Annotated in this window: 15 protein-coding genes; 8 read left to right on the forward strand and 7 right to left on the reverse strand. The window is 74.4% G+C overall.

Annotated features, from left to right (window positions below):
• Window positions 1–106: 106 nt before the first annotated feature.
• From SXIN_RS21245 to SXIN_RS21275, 7 genes are all read left to right on the forward strand, one after another.
• Window positions 107–646, forward strand: a complete 540-nt coding sequence (locus SXIN_RS21245) for a single-stranded DNA-binding protein (RefSeq protein WP_095757374.1) — start codon at window positions 107–109, stop codon at window positions 644–646.
• 284 nt (window positions 647–930) lie between these two features.
• A complete protein-coding gene (locus tag SXIN_RS21250) occupies window positions 931–2,349 on the forward strand; it encodes a Cys-Gln thioester bond-forming surface protein (RefSeq protein ID WP_019709012.1) in 1,419 nt (472 codons plus the stop codon).
• Window positions 2,350–2,661: 312 nt separating this feature from the next.
• Window positions 2,662–4,326, forward strand: coding sequence for an energy-dependent translational throttle protein EttA (gene ettA, locus SXIN_RS21255; RefSeq protein ID WP_019709013.1), 1,665 nt, complete (start codon window positions 2,662–2,664; stop codon window positions 4,324–4,326).
• 2 nt (window positions 4,327–4,328) lie between these two features.
• The gene (locus SXIN_RS21260; RefSeq protein WP_019709014.1) at window positions 4,329–4,799 is read left to right on the forward strand and encodes a thioesterase family protein; all 471 of its coding nucleotides are present in this window, start codon (window positions 4,329–4,331) and stop codon (window positions 4,797–4,799) included.
• A complete protein-coding gene (locus SXIN_RS21265; protein ID WP_095757375.1) occupies window positions 4,796–5,611 on the forward strand; it encodes a DUF8010 domain-containing protein in 816 nt (271 codons plus the stop codon). The genes SXIN_RS21260 and SXIN_RS21265 overlap by 4 nt, the downstream gene beginning before the upstream one ends.
• Before the next feature lie 104 nt (window positions 5,612–5,715).
• Window positions 5,716–7,077, forward strand: coding sequence for a sensor histidine kinase (locus SXIN_RS21270; RefSeq protein WP_095757376.1), 1,362 nt, complete (start codon window positions 5,716–5,718; stop codon window positions 7,075–7,077).
• On the forward strand, window positions 7,029–7,685 hold the full coding sequence (locus SXIN_RS21275) for a response regulator transcription factor (RefSeq protein WP_019706366.1): 657 nt from the start codon (window positions 7,029–7,031) through the stop codon (window positions 7,683–7,685). Before SXIN_RS21270 ends, SXIN_RS21275 begins: the two co-directional genes overlap by 49 nt.
• Before the next feature lie 104 nt (window positions 7,686–7,789).
• On the opposite strand, the gene SXIN_RS21280 is transcribed toward SXIN_RS21275, so the two are convergent.
• The 7 genes from SXIN_RS21280 to SXIN_RS21310 all read right to left on the reverse strand — a co-directional run bounded on the left by SXIN_RS21280 (window position 7,790) and on the right by SXIN_RS21310 (window position 16,381).
• Window positions 7,790–8,200, reverse strand: a complete 411-nt coding sequence (locus SXIN_RS21280) for a globin (protein ID WP_019709015.1) — start codon at window positions 8,198–8,200, stop codon at window positions 7,790–7,792.
• Between the two features lie 82 nt (window positions 8,201–8,282).
• On the reverse strand, window positions 8,283–9,605 hold the full coding sequence (locus tag SXIN_RS21285; RefSeq protein ID WP_095757377.1) for an FHA domain-containing protein: 1,323 nt from the start codon (window positions 9,603–9,605) through the stop codon (window positions 8,283–8,285).
• A 360-nt stretch (window positions 9,606–9,965) separates the two neighbouring features.
• The gene (locus tag SXIN_RS21290) at window positions 9,966–11,345 is read right to left on the reverse strand and encodes a PP2C family protein-serine/threonine phosphatase (protein WP_095757378.1); all 1,380 of its coding nucleotides are present in this window, start codon (window positions 11,343–11,345) and stop codon (window positions 9,966–9,968) included.
• Window positions 11,342–12,652 carry a hypothetical protein gene (locus tag SXIN_RS21295; protein WP_019709018.1) on the reverse strand — a complete coding sequence of 437 codons (1,311 nt, stop codon included), beginning with the start codon at window positions 12,650–12,652 and terminating at the stop codon, window positions 11,342–11,344. The genes SXIN_RS21290 and SXIN_RS21295 overlap by 4 nt, the downstream gene beginning before the upstream one ends.
• A gap of 200 nt (window positions 12,653–12,852) precedes the next feature.
• A complete protein-coding gene (locus tag SXIN_RS21300; protein ID WP_095757379.1) occupies window positions 12,853–13,929 on the reverse strand; it encodes an N-acetylglucosamine kinase in 1,077 nt (358 codons plus the stop codon).
• A complete protein-coding gene (locus tag SXIN_RS21305) occupies window positions 13,920–15,221 on the reverse strand; it encodes a 6-phospho-beta-glucosidase (protein WP_019709020.1) in 1,302 nt (433 codons plus the stop codon). Before SXIN_RS21305 ends, SXIN_RS21300 begins: the two co-directional genes overlap by 10 nt.
• A 65-nt stretch (window positions 15,222–15,286) precedes the next feature.
• Complete coding sequence (locus tag SXIN_RS21310; RefSeq protein WP_019709021.1) at window positions 15,287–16,381, reverse strand: mechanosensitive ion channel family protein; 1,095 nt, start codon at window positions 16,379–16,381, stop codon at window positions 15,287–15,289.
• A gap of 265 nt (window positions 16,382–16,646) precedes the next feature.
• On the opposite strand from SXIN_RS21310, the gene SXIN_RS21315 reads away from it, so the two are divergent.
• A complete protein-coding gene (locus tag SXIN_RS21315; RefSeq protein ID WP_019709022.1) occupies window positions 16,647–17,183 on the forward strand; it encodes an HNH endonuclease in 537 nt (178 codons plus the stop codon).
• Window positions 17,184–17,202: the final 19 nt, after the last annotated feature.

Raw genomic sequence — 17,202 nt, forward strand, 5'->3', positions numbered from 1 at the left:
CTACGGACCGGCTGCCTCCACGGAGACCGGTGCCACAGGGACCGGACGAGCAGCGGACGGACCGCCGGGAGAGCGGGCCGCAGGAGACCAGGGGAGGGCGGATTCGATGAACGAGACCGTGCTGACGGTGACGGGCAACGCGGCGACGCGGGTGGACTGCTGGGAGGCGGCGGACGGGCTGATGGTCGCCCGCTTCCGCCTGGCCGCCACGGCGCGCCGCTGGGACCGGCAGCGTGAGGCGTGGACGGACGGCCACACCAGTTTCTTCACCGTGTGGACGCGCCGGACGCTGGCCGCGAACGTCGCCGCCTCGGTGACCGTGGGCGAACCGCTCATCGTCCGGGGCCGGCTGCGGGTCCGCGAGCAGGAACACGAGGGCAGGCAGCGGCTGTCGGCGGACATCGACGCGACGGCGGTGGGTCACGACCTCTCGCGGGGCACCTCCGCGTTCCACCGGGTGTCGCGCTCCGTTCCGGAGCTGACGGCCCGTCGCGCCGCCGCGGCCCAGGGGCGGCCGGGCGCTCCACCGGGGATGCCGGCGGGAGCGGTGGCGGGGGCACCGGAGAGAGCAGCGGGAGCCGAGCCGGCCGCCGGTGGCCGGCCGCGGGCGGACTCCTCGCCCCCGCGCTCGGGCGCCGGTCCCTGAACGTCCGGATTGCGGGACTATCCCAGCCTTCCGGCGAGCTGTTCCGGCCTGGGGGTTGTGCTCCGAATCCGCCGTGAATGCTCCGGCGGCGGCAAGCGGATTTGTCGATAATCCCAGGTCAGAAACGCGTTCCCGTATAACGATTCCGCTTCGGAACGCTTATCGGATGAACTGGCCGGTCATCCGGTCACACTTCCTTCCTAAGATCCCCTGCGTAGCCACGGGGGCTTACAGGTTTGACCGCGAGGCGCTCCCAAGGCTGCCTCGCTCGGAGGGGAAATTTCATGATCTCTGTACGCAGGCGGGGCTCTGCCCGCCTTGCCGCCGCGGTTCTGGCCTCCGGCCTCGTCGCGGCGGGTGCGATAGCCACCGCCGCACCGGCTGTCGCGGACGACACCGTCCCGTTCGAGGGTGGTGTGACCGCCACCCTCAACGGCCTCGAGGTGTTCGATGACGCCGTCATCACCCACAAGGACGGCAAGAAGCAGAAGGTGGGCGCCGGTCTCTTCGGGATGACCGTCAACGGCGGCGGCAGCCTGCAGACCTACTGCATCGACATCGCCAACCCGACGCAGAAGAAGGCCCAGTACGAGGAGAAGTCCTGGGACCAGACCTCGCTGCACAACAACGCCGACGCGGGCAAGATCCGCTGGATCCTGCAGAACTCCTACCCGCAGGTGAACGACCTCGCCGCGCTGGCCGAGGCCGCCGGTGCCGGCAGCCTCACGGAGAAGACCGCCGCGGCCGGCACCCAGGTCGCCATCTGGCGCTACTCCGACCAGGCGAACGTCGAGGCCAAGAACCCCGAGGCCGAGAAGCTCGCGGACTACCTGGAGAAGTCGGCGCAGAACCTGGAGGAGCCGAAGGCGTCGCTCATCCTGGACCCGCCGGCCGTCTCCGGTAAGCCCGGTGACCGCCTCGGCCCGATCAAGGTGCAGACGAACGCCGAATCGGCCACCGTCGAGCCCGGTGCCGCCGCGGCCGACGTCAAGGTCGTCGACAAGAACGGCCAGCCGGTCACCAGCATCGCCAACGGCGGTGAGCTGTTCTTCGACGTGCCGACCGACACCCCGGCCGGCTCCACCTCGCTGAACGTCAAGGCCACCACCAAGGTCGAGGTCGGCCGCGCCTTCGCCAGCCCGACCAAGAGCCAGACCCAGATCCTGGCCGGCTCCAGCGAGTCCACCGTGACCGCCACCGCCACGGCGGAGTGGGCCAAGACCGGTGCCGTCCCGGCCGTCTCGGCCACGGAGAACTGCACCAAGGGCGGTGTGGACGTGACCGCGTCCAACGAGGGTGACGAGCCGTTCACCTTCGAGCTCGGCGGTCAGAAGCACACCATCGAGGCGGGCAAGTCCGAGACCGTCACCCTTCCGGTGAAGGAGGACCAGGCCTACAAGTTCACCATCACCGGTCCGAACGGCTTCGAGAAGACCTTCGAGGGTGTGCTCGACTGCGAGACCGTCGGCACCGACGAGGGCCCCGTGCCGTCCTCGGAGCCGAGCCCGGCCACGGCCGGCGGTTCCGGTGACGAGGCCGGCGACGCCGACTCCGACGCCCCGGCCGGTGAGGGCGACCTCGCCGAGACCGGCAGCAGCAGCGCCACCCCGGTGATCGCGGGCGTCGCGTTCGCCCTGGTGCTGGCCGGTGGAGCCACCGTCTTCCTCCTCCGCAGGAAGAAGGCCGCCACCGCGGGTGAGTGACCCCGGACGCGCCGGCCGCAGGCCGGACCGGCGCGGTGCGCACCCTCCGCGGTGACCTGTGAAAAACCCGAGTGAAGGGCCGGAATCCCCCAGGGATTCCGGCCCTTCGCCGTGCCCGGGCCGCTCCGGACCGGCTCCCGTTCCGCGGCCGGCCGGCCCTCCGGGGCGCGGGACGTGCCGCTGCGGGGCCCGGCCCCGCCGCCGCACCGCCGCCCGGCGCGTCCGCGACGCGGACAACGGGTTTCCGGTCGGGAGCGGCGGTACGGCAAGATGGGTGTACCCACCCACCCATCGATTGCCGGACGGTTTCTCTTGGCTGAGTTCATCTACACCATGCGCAAGACGCGCAAAGCGCACGGCGACAAGGTGATCCTCGACGACGTCACGCTGAGCTTCCTGCCCGGCGCGAAGATCGGCGTCGTCGGCCCGAACGGCGCCGGCAAGTCGACGGTTCTCAAGATCATGGCCGGGCTGGAGCAGCCGTCCAACGGCGACGCCTTCCTCACCCCCGGCTACAGCGTCGGCATGCTCCTCCAGGAGCCCCCGCTGGACGAGACCAAGACCGTGCTGGAGAACGTCCAGGACGGCGTCCGCGAGACCATCGACCAGCTCCAGCGGTTCAACGAGATCGCCGAGCAGATGGCCACCGACTACTCCGACGCGCTGCTCGAGGAGATGGGCAAGCTCCAGGAGAAGCTCGACCACGCGAACGCCTGGGAGCTGGACAGCCAGCTGGAGCAGGCCATGGACGCCCTCGGCTGCCCTCCCGGCGACTGGTCCGTGACCACCCTCTCCGGCGGTGAGCGCCGCCGCGTCGCCCTCTGCAAACTGCTGCTGGAGGCCCCCGACCTGCTGCTGCTCGACGAGCCCACCAACCACCTGGACGCCGAGTCCGTCCAGTGGCTGGAGCAGCACCTCGCCAAGTACAAGGGCACCGTCGTGGCCGTCACCCACGACCGGTACTTCCTGGACAACGTCGCCGAGTGGATCCTGGAGCTCGACCGCGGCCGCGCCATCGCCTACGAGGGCAACTACTCCACCTACCTCGACAAGAAGGCCACCCGCCTCAAGGTCGAGGGCCAGAAGGACGTCAAGCGCGCCAAGCGGCTCAAGGAGGAGCTGGACTGGGTCCGCTCCAACGCCAAGGGCCGGCAGGCCAAGTCCAAGGCCCGTCTGACCCGTTACGAGGAGATGGCCGCCGAGGCCGAGAAGACCCGGAAACTGGACTTCGAGGAGATCCAGATCCCGCCGGGCCCGCGACTGGGCAACGTCGTCGTCGAGGTCGAGAAGCTCAACAAGGCCTTCGGCGACAAGGTCCTCATCGAGGACCTCTCCTTCACCCTGCCCCGCAACGGCATCGTCGGCGTGATCGGCCCCAACGGAGCCGGTAAGACGACCCTGTTCAAGATGATCCAGGGCATCGAGACGCCGGACTCGGGCTCGATCAAGGTCGGCGAGACGGTCAAGATCAGTTACGTCGACCAGAACCGCGCCAACATCGACCCGAAGAAGACCCTCTGGGCCGTCGTCTCCGACGAACTGGACTACATCAACGTCGGCCAGGTCGAGATGCCCTCCCGGGCCTATGTCTCCGCCTTCGGCTTCAAGGGCCCGGACCAGCAGAAGCCGGCCGGTGTCCTCTCCGGCGGCGAGCGCAACCGCCTCAACCTGGCGCTGACGCTCAAGCAGGGCGGCAACCTGCTGCTCCTCGACGAGCCGACCAACGACCTCGACGTCGAGACCCTCTCCTCGCTGGAGAACGCGCTGCTGGAGTTCCCCGGCTGCGCCGTGGTCGTCTCCCACGACCGCTGGTTCCTCGACCGCGTGGCGACGCACATCCTCGCCTACGAGGGCGACTCCAAGTGGTTCTGGTTCGAGGGCAACTTCGAGTCGTACGAGAAGAACAAGATCGAGCGGCTCGGCCCGGAGGCGGCCCGTCCGCACCGTGCCACGCACAAGAAGCTGACCCGGGGCTGAGTGTGCGACACGTCTACTCCTGCCCCCTGCGCTGGTCGGACATGGACGCCTTCGGCCATGTGAACAACGTGGTCTTCCTCCGCTACCTGGAGGAGGCGCGGGTCGACTTCATGTTCCGGCTGGCGCCGGGGGAGGGCAGCACGTCCTTCACCGGCGGCTCGGTGGTCGCCCGGCACGAGATCGACTACCTGCGGCCCCTGGTCCACCGCCACGAGCCGGTCACCGTCGAGACCTGGGTGACCAAGATCGGGGCGGCCTCGCTGACCGTCGCCTACGAGGTCAAGGACCGGGACCAGGTGTATGTCCGGGCCTCGACCATGATCGTCCCGTACAACCTCGCCGAGGGCCGGCCGCGCCGGATCACCGCCGAGGAACGCGCCTTCCTGGAGGCGTACACGGACGACGCCGCCGGCGGCCCCGACACCGGGAACCCGGAGGACGGCGGACCGGCCGGGGAGGCCGTCCCGGCATGACGGCGCTGCGCCTCGCGGACACCGGGGAGGCGGCGGACCTCGCCGCCTTCCTGGCCCGGCTGATCCACTACGACCGGGCCGCCGCGGTGCGCCTGCAGACCGGGGGCGGCGTGCTCGCCGTCTTCGGCCGGCCGGCGCCCTTCGAGGTCCTGGCGATCCGGACCGCCCGCCTCGCGGACGGACCCGCGGGCCCGTCCCGGGAGGGCGCCCCGGCGCCCGGCCGCCCGGGCGGGCTCGATCTGACGGTGTCCGCCGGTCAGCTGGCCGACGCCCTGGACGCGGCCTCCGGTGACGCGGCCGGCGGGGCGGACGTCGGCGTGCCCGGCAGTGTCACCGGCCCGCCCTGGGCCGGGGTGCTGCCGCCGCGCGGCGGCTGGCGGCAGCTGCCGGGGTTGCCCGGCCCTGAGGAGATCCGCGCCGCGCTGGCCGCCGCCGTGGCCGAGTTCCGCCGCCGCGACGAGGCGCTCCCCGAACCGCACCGCACCCGCGCCGAGCGCGACCGCATCGGACGCGAGATCTGGTCCCGCACCCTGGACGGCACCGGGCTTCCGCTGCGCGCCGCCCACGCCGCGCAGGCGCTCGGCTTCCTCCGCCCGGCCCCGGGAGGGAACGGGCCCGTCCCGGCCGGCCGCGGTGGTACGGGCCCAGCGGCGGGCGCGACGGCCACGGCCACCGCCGTCGCCCCGCGTACCGTCCCGGAACAGCCCCTGGCGCTGCTCGCCGCCGGCGACTGGCTCCGGCTCCGCACCCCGTACGGCTCGATCGCCGTGCGCGGCACCGCCCGGCCGGGGCTGCCCGTCACCCCGGTCTGACCGCCCCGGCACCGCCCGTCCCGGCCCGGGGTGGGTCCAGGCCCACCCCGGCCGGGGGCCTGCGGGGAGTGCCTGCCTCCTCCCGCCGCGCCCAGAATCGGGGCATGGTGAGGAACATGAAACGGGGACAACGGCAGGCCGCCGGGTGGCTGGCCGAGCGATGGCACGCGATGGGGCAGGGGGTGGCCGCGGCGCACCGGGCGGCGGACGCGACGCTGGCGGCCGCCGTGGCGGCCGTCGCCCTGGTGCTCACTTTCGGGCTGGGGCTGATCGTCGCCTGGCCACCCGCCGTCGAGCGGCTGCGCAGGGCGGCCGGCGCCGAAAGGCTCAGGCTCGGCCGGCGTACGGGCTCACCCATCCCGAGCCCGTACGCCCCGCTGCCCGCGGACGGCGGGGCGGAGGGCAGCGGCTGCGGATGGCCCGCGGCCTGGCGCGGCCCGCGGTACCGCAAGCTGGAGCGCACCTTCCAACGTTACCTCACCGACCCCGCGACCTGGCGCGATCTGCACTGGGCGGTGCTCAGCCCGGCACTCGCGCTGCTGGCCCTGCTGCCCGCGGCGGCCGTGGCCTACGGAACCCTCGGCCTGCTGCTGCCGGGCGCGCTGGGCGATCCGCACGGCGCCTCGGAGTGGCTCGGCTCGTTCCTCGGCGCCCGGGCTTCCGGCATCGGGTTCGGGCTGCTCTCCGTCGGCCTGGGGCTCTGGGCGGCACCGCCGCTGCTGCGGCTCCACGACCGGGTCTCCGAGGCCCTGCTCCGTCCCACCGGGAAGGCCGTGCTCGCCCTGCGGGTGCGGGAGCTGTCCGAGACCCGCACCGAGGCGGTCGACGCCCAGGCCGCCGAACTGCGGCGCATCGAGCGGGACCTGCACGACGGAGTGCAGGCCCGGCTGATCGCCGTCGGGCTCAACCTCGGGGCCATCGAGCAGCTCACGGAGAGCGACCCGGCCGCCGCCCGGATGATGGCCGCCCAGGCCCGGGAGTCCTCCGAGCGGGCCCTGGCCGAGCTGCGCGGACTGGTGCGCGGCATCCACCCGCCCGTCCTGGCCGAACGCGGACTGGTCGACGCCGTACGGGCGGTGGCCGTCGACAGCCCGCTCGACGCCGAGGTCACGGCCGACCTGGCGGGCGAGGTGCCGGCCGCGCTGCAGTCCGCCGTCTACTTCGCCGTGTGCGAGCTGCTCGCCAACGCCGCCCGCCACGCCGGTGCCGGACGGGTGTGGATCGACCTCCACACGGCGGAGCCGGGAACCCCCCGGGAGGCGCTGCGCGTCTCCGTGACCGACGACGGACACGGGGGCGCCGAACTCACCGACGGGGGCGGGCTGCGCGGCGTCGAACGCCGGCTCGCCGCCTTCGACGGCGTCCTCGCCCTGAGCAGTCCGCACGGCGGACCCACGATGCTGACCCTGGAGATACCGTGCGCGTTGTCCTCGCCGAGGACCTCTACCTCCTCCGAGAAGGCCTGATCCGGCTGCTGGAGGCCCACGGCTTCGAGATCGCGGCGGCCGTGGGCAGCGGCCCCGAGCTGGCCCGGGCGCTGCGCGAGGAACGGCCGGACGTGGCGGTGGTGGACGTCCGGCTGCCGCCGACGCAGACGGACGAAGGGCTGCAGGTCTCCCTGGCGGCCCGCCTCGAACAGCCCGGCCTGCCGGTGCTCGTCCTCTCCCAGCACATCGTGCAGTTGTACGCCCGTGAGCTGCTGGCCGACGGGCGGGGCGGGGTGGGTTACCTGCTGAAGGACCGGGTCTTCAACTCGGCACAGTTCGTGGACGGGGTGCGCCGGGTGGCGGAGGGCGGTACGGCCATGGACCCGGAAGTGATCGCCAAGCTCCTCGCCAGCAACGCCCGCGACGAACCGCTGGCCCGCCTCACCCCCCGCGAGCAGCAGGTGCTGGAACTGATGGCGGAGGGCCGGTCGAACGCCGCCATCGCCCGGGAACTGGTCCTGAGCGACGGGGCGGTCAGCAAGTACACGACCAGCATCTTCAACAAGCTCGACCTGGCGCCGTCGGAGGACGACAACCGGCGGGTGCGGGCGGTCCTCGCCTACCTGAGCGGCAAGCGGCGGCTGTGAGCCGGGGCCGGAGCCCGGCGGGCCCCGGCCCGGAACCCCGGCTCAGCGCCTTCGGGCGGGGGCCGGGGCCCCGGGGGCGGGGCGGGCTCCGGTGAGCCCCGCCCTCATGCCTCGTCGTCGGTGTTGATCAGTGTGGCGGCGGCGTACGTCAGGTAGTGCCAGAACTGCTCCTCGTGCTCCGGGGAGAGCTCCAGGTCCTCCAGCGCCGTGCGCATATGGCGCAGCCAAGCGTCGTGGGCCGCCCGGTTCACGGTGAAGGGCGCGTGCCGCATCCGCAGCCGGGGATGGCCGCGGTTGTCGCTGTACGTGGTGGGGCCGCCCCAGTACTGCATGAGGAAGAGGGCGAGCCGGTCCTCGGCCGGGCCCAGATCCTCCTCCGGGTACATCGGCCGCAGCAGGGGGTCCTCGGCGACCCCTTCGTAGAAGCGGTGCACCAGCCGCCGGAAGACCGGCTCCCCGCCGATCTGCTCGTAGAAGGTCTGCTCCTGAAGCGTGCCGCGCGGAATCCTTTTCACCCTTCCATGCTCTCAGACGCACCGGACGAAGTCCGGGGACGTAGGTCCCCCGCCCTCCGGGCCCCGGAGGACGGGGGAGGCGTCAGCCGCGGCGGACCGTGATGGTGGTCCAGGCTCCGACATGGACCCGGTCGCCCTCGCGCAGCGGGACGGGCACATACGGCTGGATCGGCTCCTCGCCGCCGTTGATGGTCGTGCCGTTGGTGGAGTCCTGGTCCACGACCGCCCAGTCGCCCTCGGGCTGCCGCACCAGCATCGCGTGCTGGTGGGAGACGCCCGGGTCCTCCGGGGACTGGGAGAGGTCGATGTCCGGGGCCTCGCCCGTGCTGTGCCGGCGCCGTCCGATGGTGATCTGGGGGCCGTCCAGCGGGAGGCGCTGCTCGGGCGAGTACGCGGGCAGGTTCAGCTGGGCCGCCTCGGGGCCGCTGCGGGACAGCATCGCCGTGAAGTACTCCCGGTCCGGGGCGATGACGGCCACCCACTCCGCCCCGGCCGCGGGCGGACGGGGCGGCTGGGGCCCGTCCTGCCGCCGGTCCTCGGGCCCGGGCGGCGGGGCGCCGTAGCCGGGGCCGCCTCCGTAGCCGGCGTGGTCACCGAAGGCGGGGTCCTCCCCGAAGGCGGGGGCGGGCGGCTGCGGCGGGTGCTGCCGCTGCGCTGCCGGTCCGGGTGGCGGCAGGGTCCAGTCGTGCTCGGGGAAACCCTGGCCGGGCGGCGCGGGGGCCGGCGGGGGCGGCGGGAACCCGCCGGGCGGGCCGGCCTCCCGGGGCGGCGCGGGCGGCGCCTGCTGCGGGGCGGACTGCCGGGGGCCCGCGTCGGGGGCCGGGGGTTCGCCGGGCCGGCCGGGCTGTTGGGGCGGCTGACCGGGGTAGCCGGAGTCCTGCGGAGGCCGGCCCGGCTGCGGCGGCTGGTGCTGCTGTTGCTGGTGGTGCTGGGCCGGCGGCTGCTGGAAGGCGGGCGGGAGCAGGCTCTGGCCGGGCTGCTGCGGAGGCGGCGGGAAGCCGCCCTGCGGCGGGGCGTCGAAGGCGTGACCGCACTCGGTGCAGAAGGACGCCCGCGCCTCCCGGGGCCTGCGGCAGCGCGGGCACTGCTCCGGCTGGGAGCCGGGCGCGCCGGGCGGCATGCCGTACGGGCCCGGGCCCTGGGGCGGAGGGCCGGGCGGCGGCTGCTGGGGGGCGGGGTAGCCGTAGCCGCCGGGGGAGCCCTGCGGTCCCGGGGCGCCGTGCGGTCCGGGACCGCCCTGCCGGTCTCCGCCGGGAGCGGGCGGCGGACCGCCCGGTGCGGGAGGCGGCGGGGGCGGCGCGTGCTGGGCGGATCCCGCGGGCGCGCCGGCGCCCGGCATGAGAAGTCCGCAGACCTCGCACCAGTTGTCGGACCCCGACTGGTGACCGTTCGGACAGGTCGGCATGTCGGTGCTTCCCCCTTTCCCCCGGGCCCTTCAGAGCCCTTCGGGTGTGTCACTGCCTGACGCGCGCCGTTCGGGAGGATCGCGTCTCGGAGCGTCAGCTCGTCGGTTTCCGCGGTGCTTGTCTTCAGTCGCACAGTACCGGTCGTCGCGGACAGCGCGCCCACCACCACGGGGTGGTGTGACGGTCCTCTTGTTCCAGGAGGCGTGGTGTGGCCGAACGGTTCGCTCCGTTTCCGGAGAGCCCACGGCGGGCGCGGCCCGCGGACCTGTGCGCGGGCCGCCGGGATGCCCGGGCGCCGGGTGAACTCCGCGCCCGTACCGTCCGGCCCGGGTCGCCCCACGGGCCACCGGCGCCCGGGGTCAGGCCGTCGCCTCGCCGGCCGGTTCCGCGGCGCCGGAGGGGGCGCCGGAGAACGGGAGGACGGCCACGGTCACGTTGTCGTGGCCGCCGCCGTCGAGGGCGTACCCCACCAGGGCCTGCGCTCCGTGCAGCGGACGGGTACGGGCGTCGGCCGGTACCGCCAGGGCCATCTCCCCGGCGCTCTCGGCGTAGTTCCACAGACCGTCGGTGCACACGATCACGACACCGGGCCGGTCGGGGAGGAACGTGGCGATGTGCGGGGCGAGTTCGTAGGCGTCGGCGCCCAGCCAGCCGGTGATCGCGTGGGCACGGGGGTCGGCGTACGCCTCGCGCTCCGTCAGGAGCCCGCCCGCGACCATCTGCGCCGCCCAGGAGTCGTCCTCGGTCAGCCGGGCCGGAGCGGTGCGGTCGTCGGGCACCCAGTACACCCGGCTGTCGCCGATCCAGCCGACGGTGAGCTCGTCACCGCTGAGGAGAGCGGAGACGATCGTGCAGGCCGGGGCGTTCTGGTGGGGGCGCGGCTCGCCGTAGCGGTAGCTCTTGCCGTCCACGCCGGACAGCGTGGTGACGGCCGTGCCGGCGGCGACCAGCGCGTCGTGCAGCGCCTGCCGGACCGGTGTACCGGCGCGCAAAGCGGCGGGCAGGGACTCCCGGGCCGCTGCCGCGGCGGCGGCCGAGGCCTCGTCCGGGCGGGTGGCCGAGGAGACACCGTCGCAGACCACGGCCGCGACGGCCGGTGTGCCGTCCGGCAGCGCGGTCTCGCAGAGCGCGAACGCGTCCTCGTTGCGGTGGTGGCGCAGGCCGCGGTCGGTCACCGCGGCGACGGCACCGGCGAGTTCGCTCTCCACGTGGTCGCGTTCCCGGGGCTGCGCGTGGCCGCAGTGCTCGCAGTGACCGTCCCGGCCGACCGTGCCCTTGCGGCAGGCGACGCACAGCGTGCCGGGGGTGCCGCTGCCGCCGTGGGCGCCGCTGCCGCCCGGGACACCGGCAGCCGGGCCGGCGGTCGCTCCGGTGTCCGCCGGGGCCGGGGTCTCCTTGGGCCGTGTCCCGGTGGCGTCCGCCGGGTGGTCCGGCCGCCCCGCTCCGTGCGAGCCGTTCGAGCCCTGCGGCCCGGCTGTACCGGTTCCGTGGTCGTCGGCGCCGTGCTGGGCGTCGGGGGTCCAGAGGGCGCGCGGGTCGGCCGCCGGGGCCGAACGCGGTGCCGCGAGCGGGTAGTCGTCCGGTTCCATGGGGCTCCGTACCGAGAGTGCGGGAGGGGGGTCGGCTCCCGGCGGCACCGGCGCGCCGGGAGCGTTGGTGGTGCCGGCCGCGGCGCCCGCCGCTCCGGCGCCGGGGAGACCGTGACCGGCCGCGCGGCCGGGGTGGCGGCGGTCGCTCATTCCTCCGGCCTCCGCCGGCGCGGAACGAGGGCCTCCGCCGCCGCCTCCTGGTAGCGCAGCACCGCGCGTTCGGCCGCCCGCAGGTCACAGGGAGCGCTCCAGAGCATGCGGCGGGCGGTGTCGTACCGCTCGGCCAGCAGCGGGTCACCGGCCAGCCCCTGCCGGGCGAGCCGCGCCTTGCAGGCGTCGAGGCGTCCGCGCAGCTCGGCCCGTACGGCCAGCGGGGCCGTCACCGCCGTCAGCGACTCGCGGGCCCGCAACAGCTCCTCCTCGGCGCGCTGTTCGAGGCTGTCGAGCAGCGGTGACAGCCGGTGCCACTGGCCGTGCCGGCGGTACGAGGCGGCGGTGGACAGCTGTTCGTGCAGGGCGGTCGGCGGGCCGCTCACCGCGGGCACCTCCGATGCGGCGATCTTGGCGAGGACCTCGCCGCGTGCCTGCCGGGCCTCGGTGAGCGTGCGGTCCGCGCGGGAGAGCACGTCCCGGAGCCGGTGCAGCCGCTGCTCGGCGTCCTGCCGTACGTCGAGCACGGCCTCGATCTCGCGCCGGACGTCCTCCAGGGCGCGGGCCTCGCGGTCGTAACGGGTGGTGTCGGGGCGGCCTCCGCCGGGAGCCGAACTGCCGCGTGCGGGCGTCCAGTAGGCGAGCGGGTCGGAGACCACCTCGGCCCGGAGGGCCGTCAGCTCGTCGGTGATCCGCTCCAGGCGGTCGCCCGCGGGGTGCTCGCCGGGGCGGACGCCGACGGAGTGCGCCAGGGAGCGGGTGCGCCGGAGTTCGGCGGAGAGCATGTCGATCCGCGCGGGGAGCGCCGACCAGACGGCCTCGGCGGCCACCACCACCTCCAGGGCCTGCGCGTAGCCGCTGTTCATCCGGTCGATGGCGGTCCGGAGCGTCATCCGTTCACCGGGCTCCGGCGCGTCACCGGCGAGAGCCGGGTCCCCGGAGGGCGGCAGGACGACGCCGGCCTCGCGCACCAGGGCGGTGAGTTCGGCCAGTTCGCCGTCGGTCGGCCAGCGCCGCCGGGAGCGCAGCTCGCGGGCCCGGTCCAGGGTGGCGGTGCAGGCGTCGAAACAGGTCCAGAGGAAGCCGATGACCTCCTCGGTGGCCGCCCAGCGGCTCTTGGTGACACCGGTCAGCTCGGCGCCCTCCAGCAGGCGGCGGCCCGCGTGGTCCTGGAGGGCGAGCAGCGAGGTCTCGATCGCCTCGTGCTCCGCGCAGAGCCGTGCCAGGGCGCGGTCGGCCTCGTCCACGTCCATGACCGGACCCTGAGGCTCCCCCGTGGCGCCGGGGTTGGATCCCGGGACCCCCATCGATCACCTCTCCTGTGTGCGTGGCGGCCGCCGTGGCGTCGCCGTCCCCGATCACCTTCCGCGGCGCGCTGTCATACTCCCCGGTCTCGTCCGCCTTACGCGCCCCGCCGTGCCGATCCTGCCAGGTGCGCGCCGATTCGCGGTGGTGCGCGCCGTGTTGCGGCCTGTCACCCGGCACCGGCGGGGTGGCGGAAGGGGGTTCACCCGGGGGTGGTGCGGTGTCCGTAGTGCCCGCGCAGGCGGGCGCGGGCGTCCGCGGGTGCTCCCGTGCGGTCCAGGCCGAGCAGGGCGGCGCCGAGCACCGGGGGAGCGGTGACCACCCGGGGGACGGCCTTCGGCGCCCGCTCGGCCAGCAGCCGGGTGATCGCGCCGTGCAGGAGGGGGTGGCGGGCGGCGAGCACACCGCCGCCGAGGAGGACCGGGGTCTCCTCGCCGAGCAGACCGAGCCGCTCCAGCGCCACGCGGGCCAGGGTGACGATCTCCTCGGCCTGGCGGTGGACGACCGACCGTGCCACGGGGTCGCCGGCGGCGGCCACCGCGAAGAGCACGGGCACCAGGTCGTGCAGGCGCCCCGTCCTGATCCGGCCCAGGTGGACGGCCTCGATCAGCTCCGCCATGGTGGTCAGCCCGAAGTGCGCGGGGAGAGCGCGGGCCAGTGCCGTCGGCCCGCCCCGCCCGTCCTCGGCGCGGGCGGCGAACCAGACCGCCTCGTCGGCGAGCCATCTGCCGCCGCCGAGGTCTCCGGAGAGCGGGCCGAGGGCCGCGAAGCGGGCGGTCCGCCCGTCCGGGGTCATCCCGGCGCAGTTGATGCCGGCCCCGCACACCACCGCGACACCCCGGGGCTCGTCGGCTCCGGCGCGCAGCACGGCGAAGGTGTCGTTGGCGACCTCGGTGGCACGGCCCCAGCCGCGCGCCGCCACGGCGTCCCGCAGCCGCCGCTCCTCCACGGGCAGATCGGCGTTGGCGAGACAGGCCGACACCCGCTCGGCGACCGGCCCGGCGCCGAACGGCAGCCCCGCCGCCTCCGCGGCCCCGGCGGCCGCGCGGGCGAGGACGTCCACGGCCGCGTCGATGCCGGTGGCGGGCGGCCGGAAGCCCCCGGCCCGGCCGGTGCCGAGGACACGGCCGTCGGCGGCGACCAGGGCGGCGTCGGTCTTGCTGTTGCCCGCGTCGAAGGCGAGGACGGCCGCCGGGAGGGGCCCGGCGGGAGAGGCGGAGTCCGGCCGGGGTCCGTCACCCTCCGGGGCCGGTGGTGCGGTGCCGGGGTTCACGTCCATGCCAGGTGGTGCCGGTTGTGCGCGAGCAGGGAGTCGGTCAGCTGTTCGGCACGGTCGATCTGGCCGACGAGGGGGTGGCAGAGCAGCGCTTCGAACACCCGGTCGCGGCCGCCCTTGAGGGCCGCCTCCAGGGCGAGTTGCTCGTACGCGGTCACCTGGGCGACCAGGCCCGCGTACAGCGGCTCCAGGGGGCGCACCGGCAGCGGGCGGGCGCCGTGCGGGCCGATCGCGGCCGGGACCTCGATGACGGCGTCGTCGGGCAGGAACGGCAGGGTGCCGTCGTTGAGGACGTTCACCACCTGCACGTCCTCCCCGCCGCCCGCGCCGCCGCCCGGAGTGCCCCCGCCCGTGTCCGTGCCCTGCCGCCCCAGCAGCGAGGCGGTGAGCGCCACCGCCGCCTCCGAGTAGTAGGCGCCGCCCCGCCGGGACAGCAGTTCCGGCTTGCGGTCGAGCGCCGGGTCGGCGTACATCTCCAGCAACCGCCGTTCGATCCCGGCCACTTCGGCGGCGCGGGAGGAGCCCTCCCGCTGTTCCCGTACGGCCTCGTCGTGCCGGTAGTAGTAGCGCAGGTAGTACGAGGGGACGACGCCGAGCCGTTCGAGGAGCGTGCGCGGCAGGCGCAGGGTGTCCGCCAGGGTGTCGCCGTGCTCGGCGATGAGCTCCGGCAGGACGTCCGTGCCGCCCAGGCGCACCCCGCGTTCCCAGGTCAGGTGGTTCAGGCCGACATGGTCCAGGGAGACGTCGGCGGGGTCGGCGTCCAGCAGCGCGGCGAACCGCCGCTGGAAGCCGATGGCCACGTTGCACAGGCCGACGGCCCGGTGGCCGGCGGTGAGCAGCGCGCGGGTGACGATGCCGACCGGATTCGTGAAGTCGACGATCCAGGCGTGCGGGCTGCGCCGCCGCACCCGCTCGGCGATGTCCAGGACGACGGGGACGGTGCGCAGCGCCTTGGCCAGACCGCCCGCGCCGGTGGTCTCCTGGCCGACGCAGCCGCACTCCAGCGGCCAGGTCTCGTCCTCCCGGCGGGCGTCCTGCCCGCCGACGCGGAGCTGCAGCAGGACCGCGTCCGCACCCTCCACCCCGGCGTCCAGGTCGCCGGTGAGGACGATCCGGCCGGGGTGGCCCTGCCGGGCGAGGATGCGCCGCGCCAGGCCGCCGACGAGCTCCAGCCGGTCCGCCGCGGGATCGACGAGCACCAGTTCGTCCACCGGCAGGATGTCGCGCAGCCGGGCGAAACCGTCGATGAGTTCGGGGGTGTAGGTGGAGCCTCCGCCGACGACCGCGAGCCGCATGGCCTTCCCTTCCCTTCCCCGGCGGGGCCGGTGACCGGCCCCGGACCGGGCCGCTGTGCGGGCCGTTACTTGGACAGGTGGGGGCCGGACGCCGGGGAGGGCGAGGCGGTCTGCGGGCTCTGGGGCAGCGGCGAGGCGTTGACGGACTGCGGTGAGGTGGAGCTGGCCAGGGCCGACGGGGGCGCCACACCCGCCAGCGGGTCCGGCCGCGGGGCCCCGTCCGCCGGCTCGGGCTCGGCGCCGACGATCCGGATGCCCGCGCCGTCGAAAGCCTGTTTGATACGCCAGCGCAGCTCCCGCTCCACCACGAGCCGCTTGCCCGGCATGGTCCTGGCGGAGGTGCGGATCACCACGGACTCCAGGGTCATCGACTCCAGGCCCAGCACCTCGACGGGGCCCCACAGCCGCTCGTTCCACGGCTCCTCGGCGGCCATCCGCTCACCGGCCTCCGCGATCGTCCGGCGGGCCTTCTCCAGGTCCTCCTCGGGCCGCAGATGGATGTCCACGGAGGCGGTGGCCCAGCCCTGGCTCTTGTTGCCGATCCGCTTGATCTCGCCGTTGCGGACGTACCAGATCTCGCCCTCGTCGCCGCGCAGCTTGGTCACGCGCAGGCCGACCTCGATCACCTCGCCGCTGGCGACGCCCGCGTCGACCACGTCACCCACGCCGTACTGGTCCTCCAGGATCATGAAGACGCCGGAGAGGAAGTCGGTGACGAGGTTGCGCGCGCCGAAGCCCAGCGCGATGCCGGCCACGCCGGCGCTGGCGAGGAGCGGCGCCAGATTGATGTTCAGCACGGACAGCACCGTCAGGGCCGCCGTGCCGAGGATGACGAACGAGGTGACGCTGCGCAGCACCGAGCCGATCGCCTCGGAGCGCTGGCGCCGCCGCTCGGCGTTCACCAGCAGACCGCGCAGCGGAAGACCTTCGGTGGCCTGGGAGCCGCGGTTCATCCGGGCGATGAACTTGGTGATGGTGCGCCGGACGACGGAGCGCAGGACGAAGGCGACCACCAGGATCAGCAGGATGCGCAGCCCCGCGCCCAGCCAGACGGACCAGTTCTCCTCCACCCATCCGGCCGCCTGGCCGGCGTTCTCCTGGGCCTCGCGGAGCGTCGGCGCGGTGGGAGTGGTGGCATCGGCGAGAAACCTGGACAACACAGCGAAACCCTCCGTGAACGACCCGGCCGCCCGGTGGCACCGGACGGTCCGGCCGGCAGACCAACCAGACTAACGGGACCGGGCGGTGCACCTGTTCGTTCCGTTCGAGGGAGAGAGCTCTTCCTGCGGGGGAAGAACCCCGTGTGGTCGAAAACACTCCTGATGCGTTACGCGGACCTGGTGGCGCCATCACCTGGGCTGAGGGGAAACTGTCTGCAGATCGTCCCGGCGCGAGCCACGCGTCGCCGGCGTACAAGGAGGCACCGTGCCGCATGTCCTGGTCCTCAACGCGTCGTACGAGCCACTCGGCGTCGTACCGCTCCGCCGCGCCCTCGTGCTCGTCCTCAACGGCAAGGCGGTCAGCCTCGAGGACTCCGGCGCCCTGATGCACAGCGCCACCCAGACGGTCCCCGCGCCCAGCGTCGTCCGTCTGAAGCGCTTCGTACGGGTGCCCTACCGCGGGCCCGTCCCGCTCACCCGGCGGGCGCTGTTCGCCCGGGACGGCGGGCGCTGCGCCTACTGCGGCGCCACCGCGACGAGCGTGGACCACGTCATCCCGCGCAGCCGCGGCGGCCAGCACTCCTGGGAGAACGTGGTCGCCGCCTGCCGGCGCTGCAACCACGTCAAGGCGGACCGGCACGTCTCCGAGCTGGGCTGGCGGCTCCGGCACCAGCCGGCGCCACCCTCCGGGCTGGCCTGGCGCATCATCGGCACCGGGCATCGGGACCCACGCTGGCTGCCCTATCTGCAGCCCTACGGCGCGGAGGACGCGATGGCCCGGATCGACGGCATATCCGCCTAGATCCGGGCCCTCTTGCGCC

Source organism: Streptomyces xinghaiensis S187, assembly GCF_000220705.2.
In the GTDB taxonomy this organism is placed as follows: domain Bacteria; phylum Actinomycetota; class Actinomycetes; order Streptomycetales; family Streptomycetaceae; genus Streptomyces; species Streptomyces xinghaiensis.

What these genes read in the sequence shown, in the direction of transcription:
- SXIN_RS21265 (WP_095757375.1), top strand. Translation starts at nt 4,796, where the DNA reads ATGACGGCGCTGCGCCTCGCGGACACCGGGGAGGCGGCGGACCTCGCC.
- SXIN_RS21305 (WP_019709020.1), bottom strand. Translation starts at nt 15,221, where the DNA reads ATGCGGCTCGCGGTCGTCGGCGGAGGCTCCACCTACACCCCCGAACTC.
- SXIN_RS21290 (WP_095757378.1), bottom strand. Translation starts at nt 11,345, where the DNA reads ATGAGCGACCGCCGCCACCCCGGCCGCGCGGCCGGTCACGGTCTCCCC.
- SXIN_RS21245 (WP_095757374.1), top strand. Translation starts at nt 107, where the DNA reads ATGAACGAGACCGTGCTGACGGTGACGGGCAACGCGGCGACGCGGGTG.
- SXIN_RS21300 (WP_095757379.1), bottom strand. Translation starts at nt 13,929, where the DNA reads ATGGACGTGAACCCCGGCACCGCACCACCGGCCCCGGAGGGTGACGGA.
- SXIN_RS21270 (WP_095757376.1), top strand. Translation starts at nt 5,716, where the DNA reads ATGGTGAGGAACATGAAACGGGGACAACGGCAGGCCGCCGGGTGGCTG.
- SXIN_RS21285 (WP_095757377.1), bottom strand. Translation starts at nt 9,605, where the DNA reads ATGCCGACCTGTCCGAACGGTCACCAGTCGGGGTCCGACAACTGGTGC.
- SXIN_RS21250 (WP_019709012.1), top strand. Translation starts at nt 931, where the DNA reads ATGATCTCTGTACGCAGGCGGGGCTCTGCCCGCCTTGCCGCCGCGGTT.
- SXIN_RS21295 (WP_019709018.1), bottom strand. Translation starts at nt 12,652, where the DNA reads ATGGGGGTCCCGGGATCCAACCCCGGCGCCACGGGGGAGCCTCAGGGT.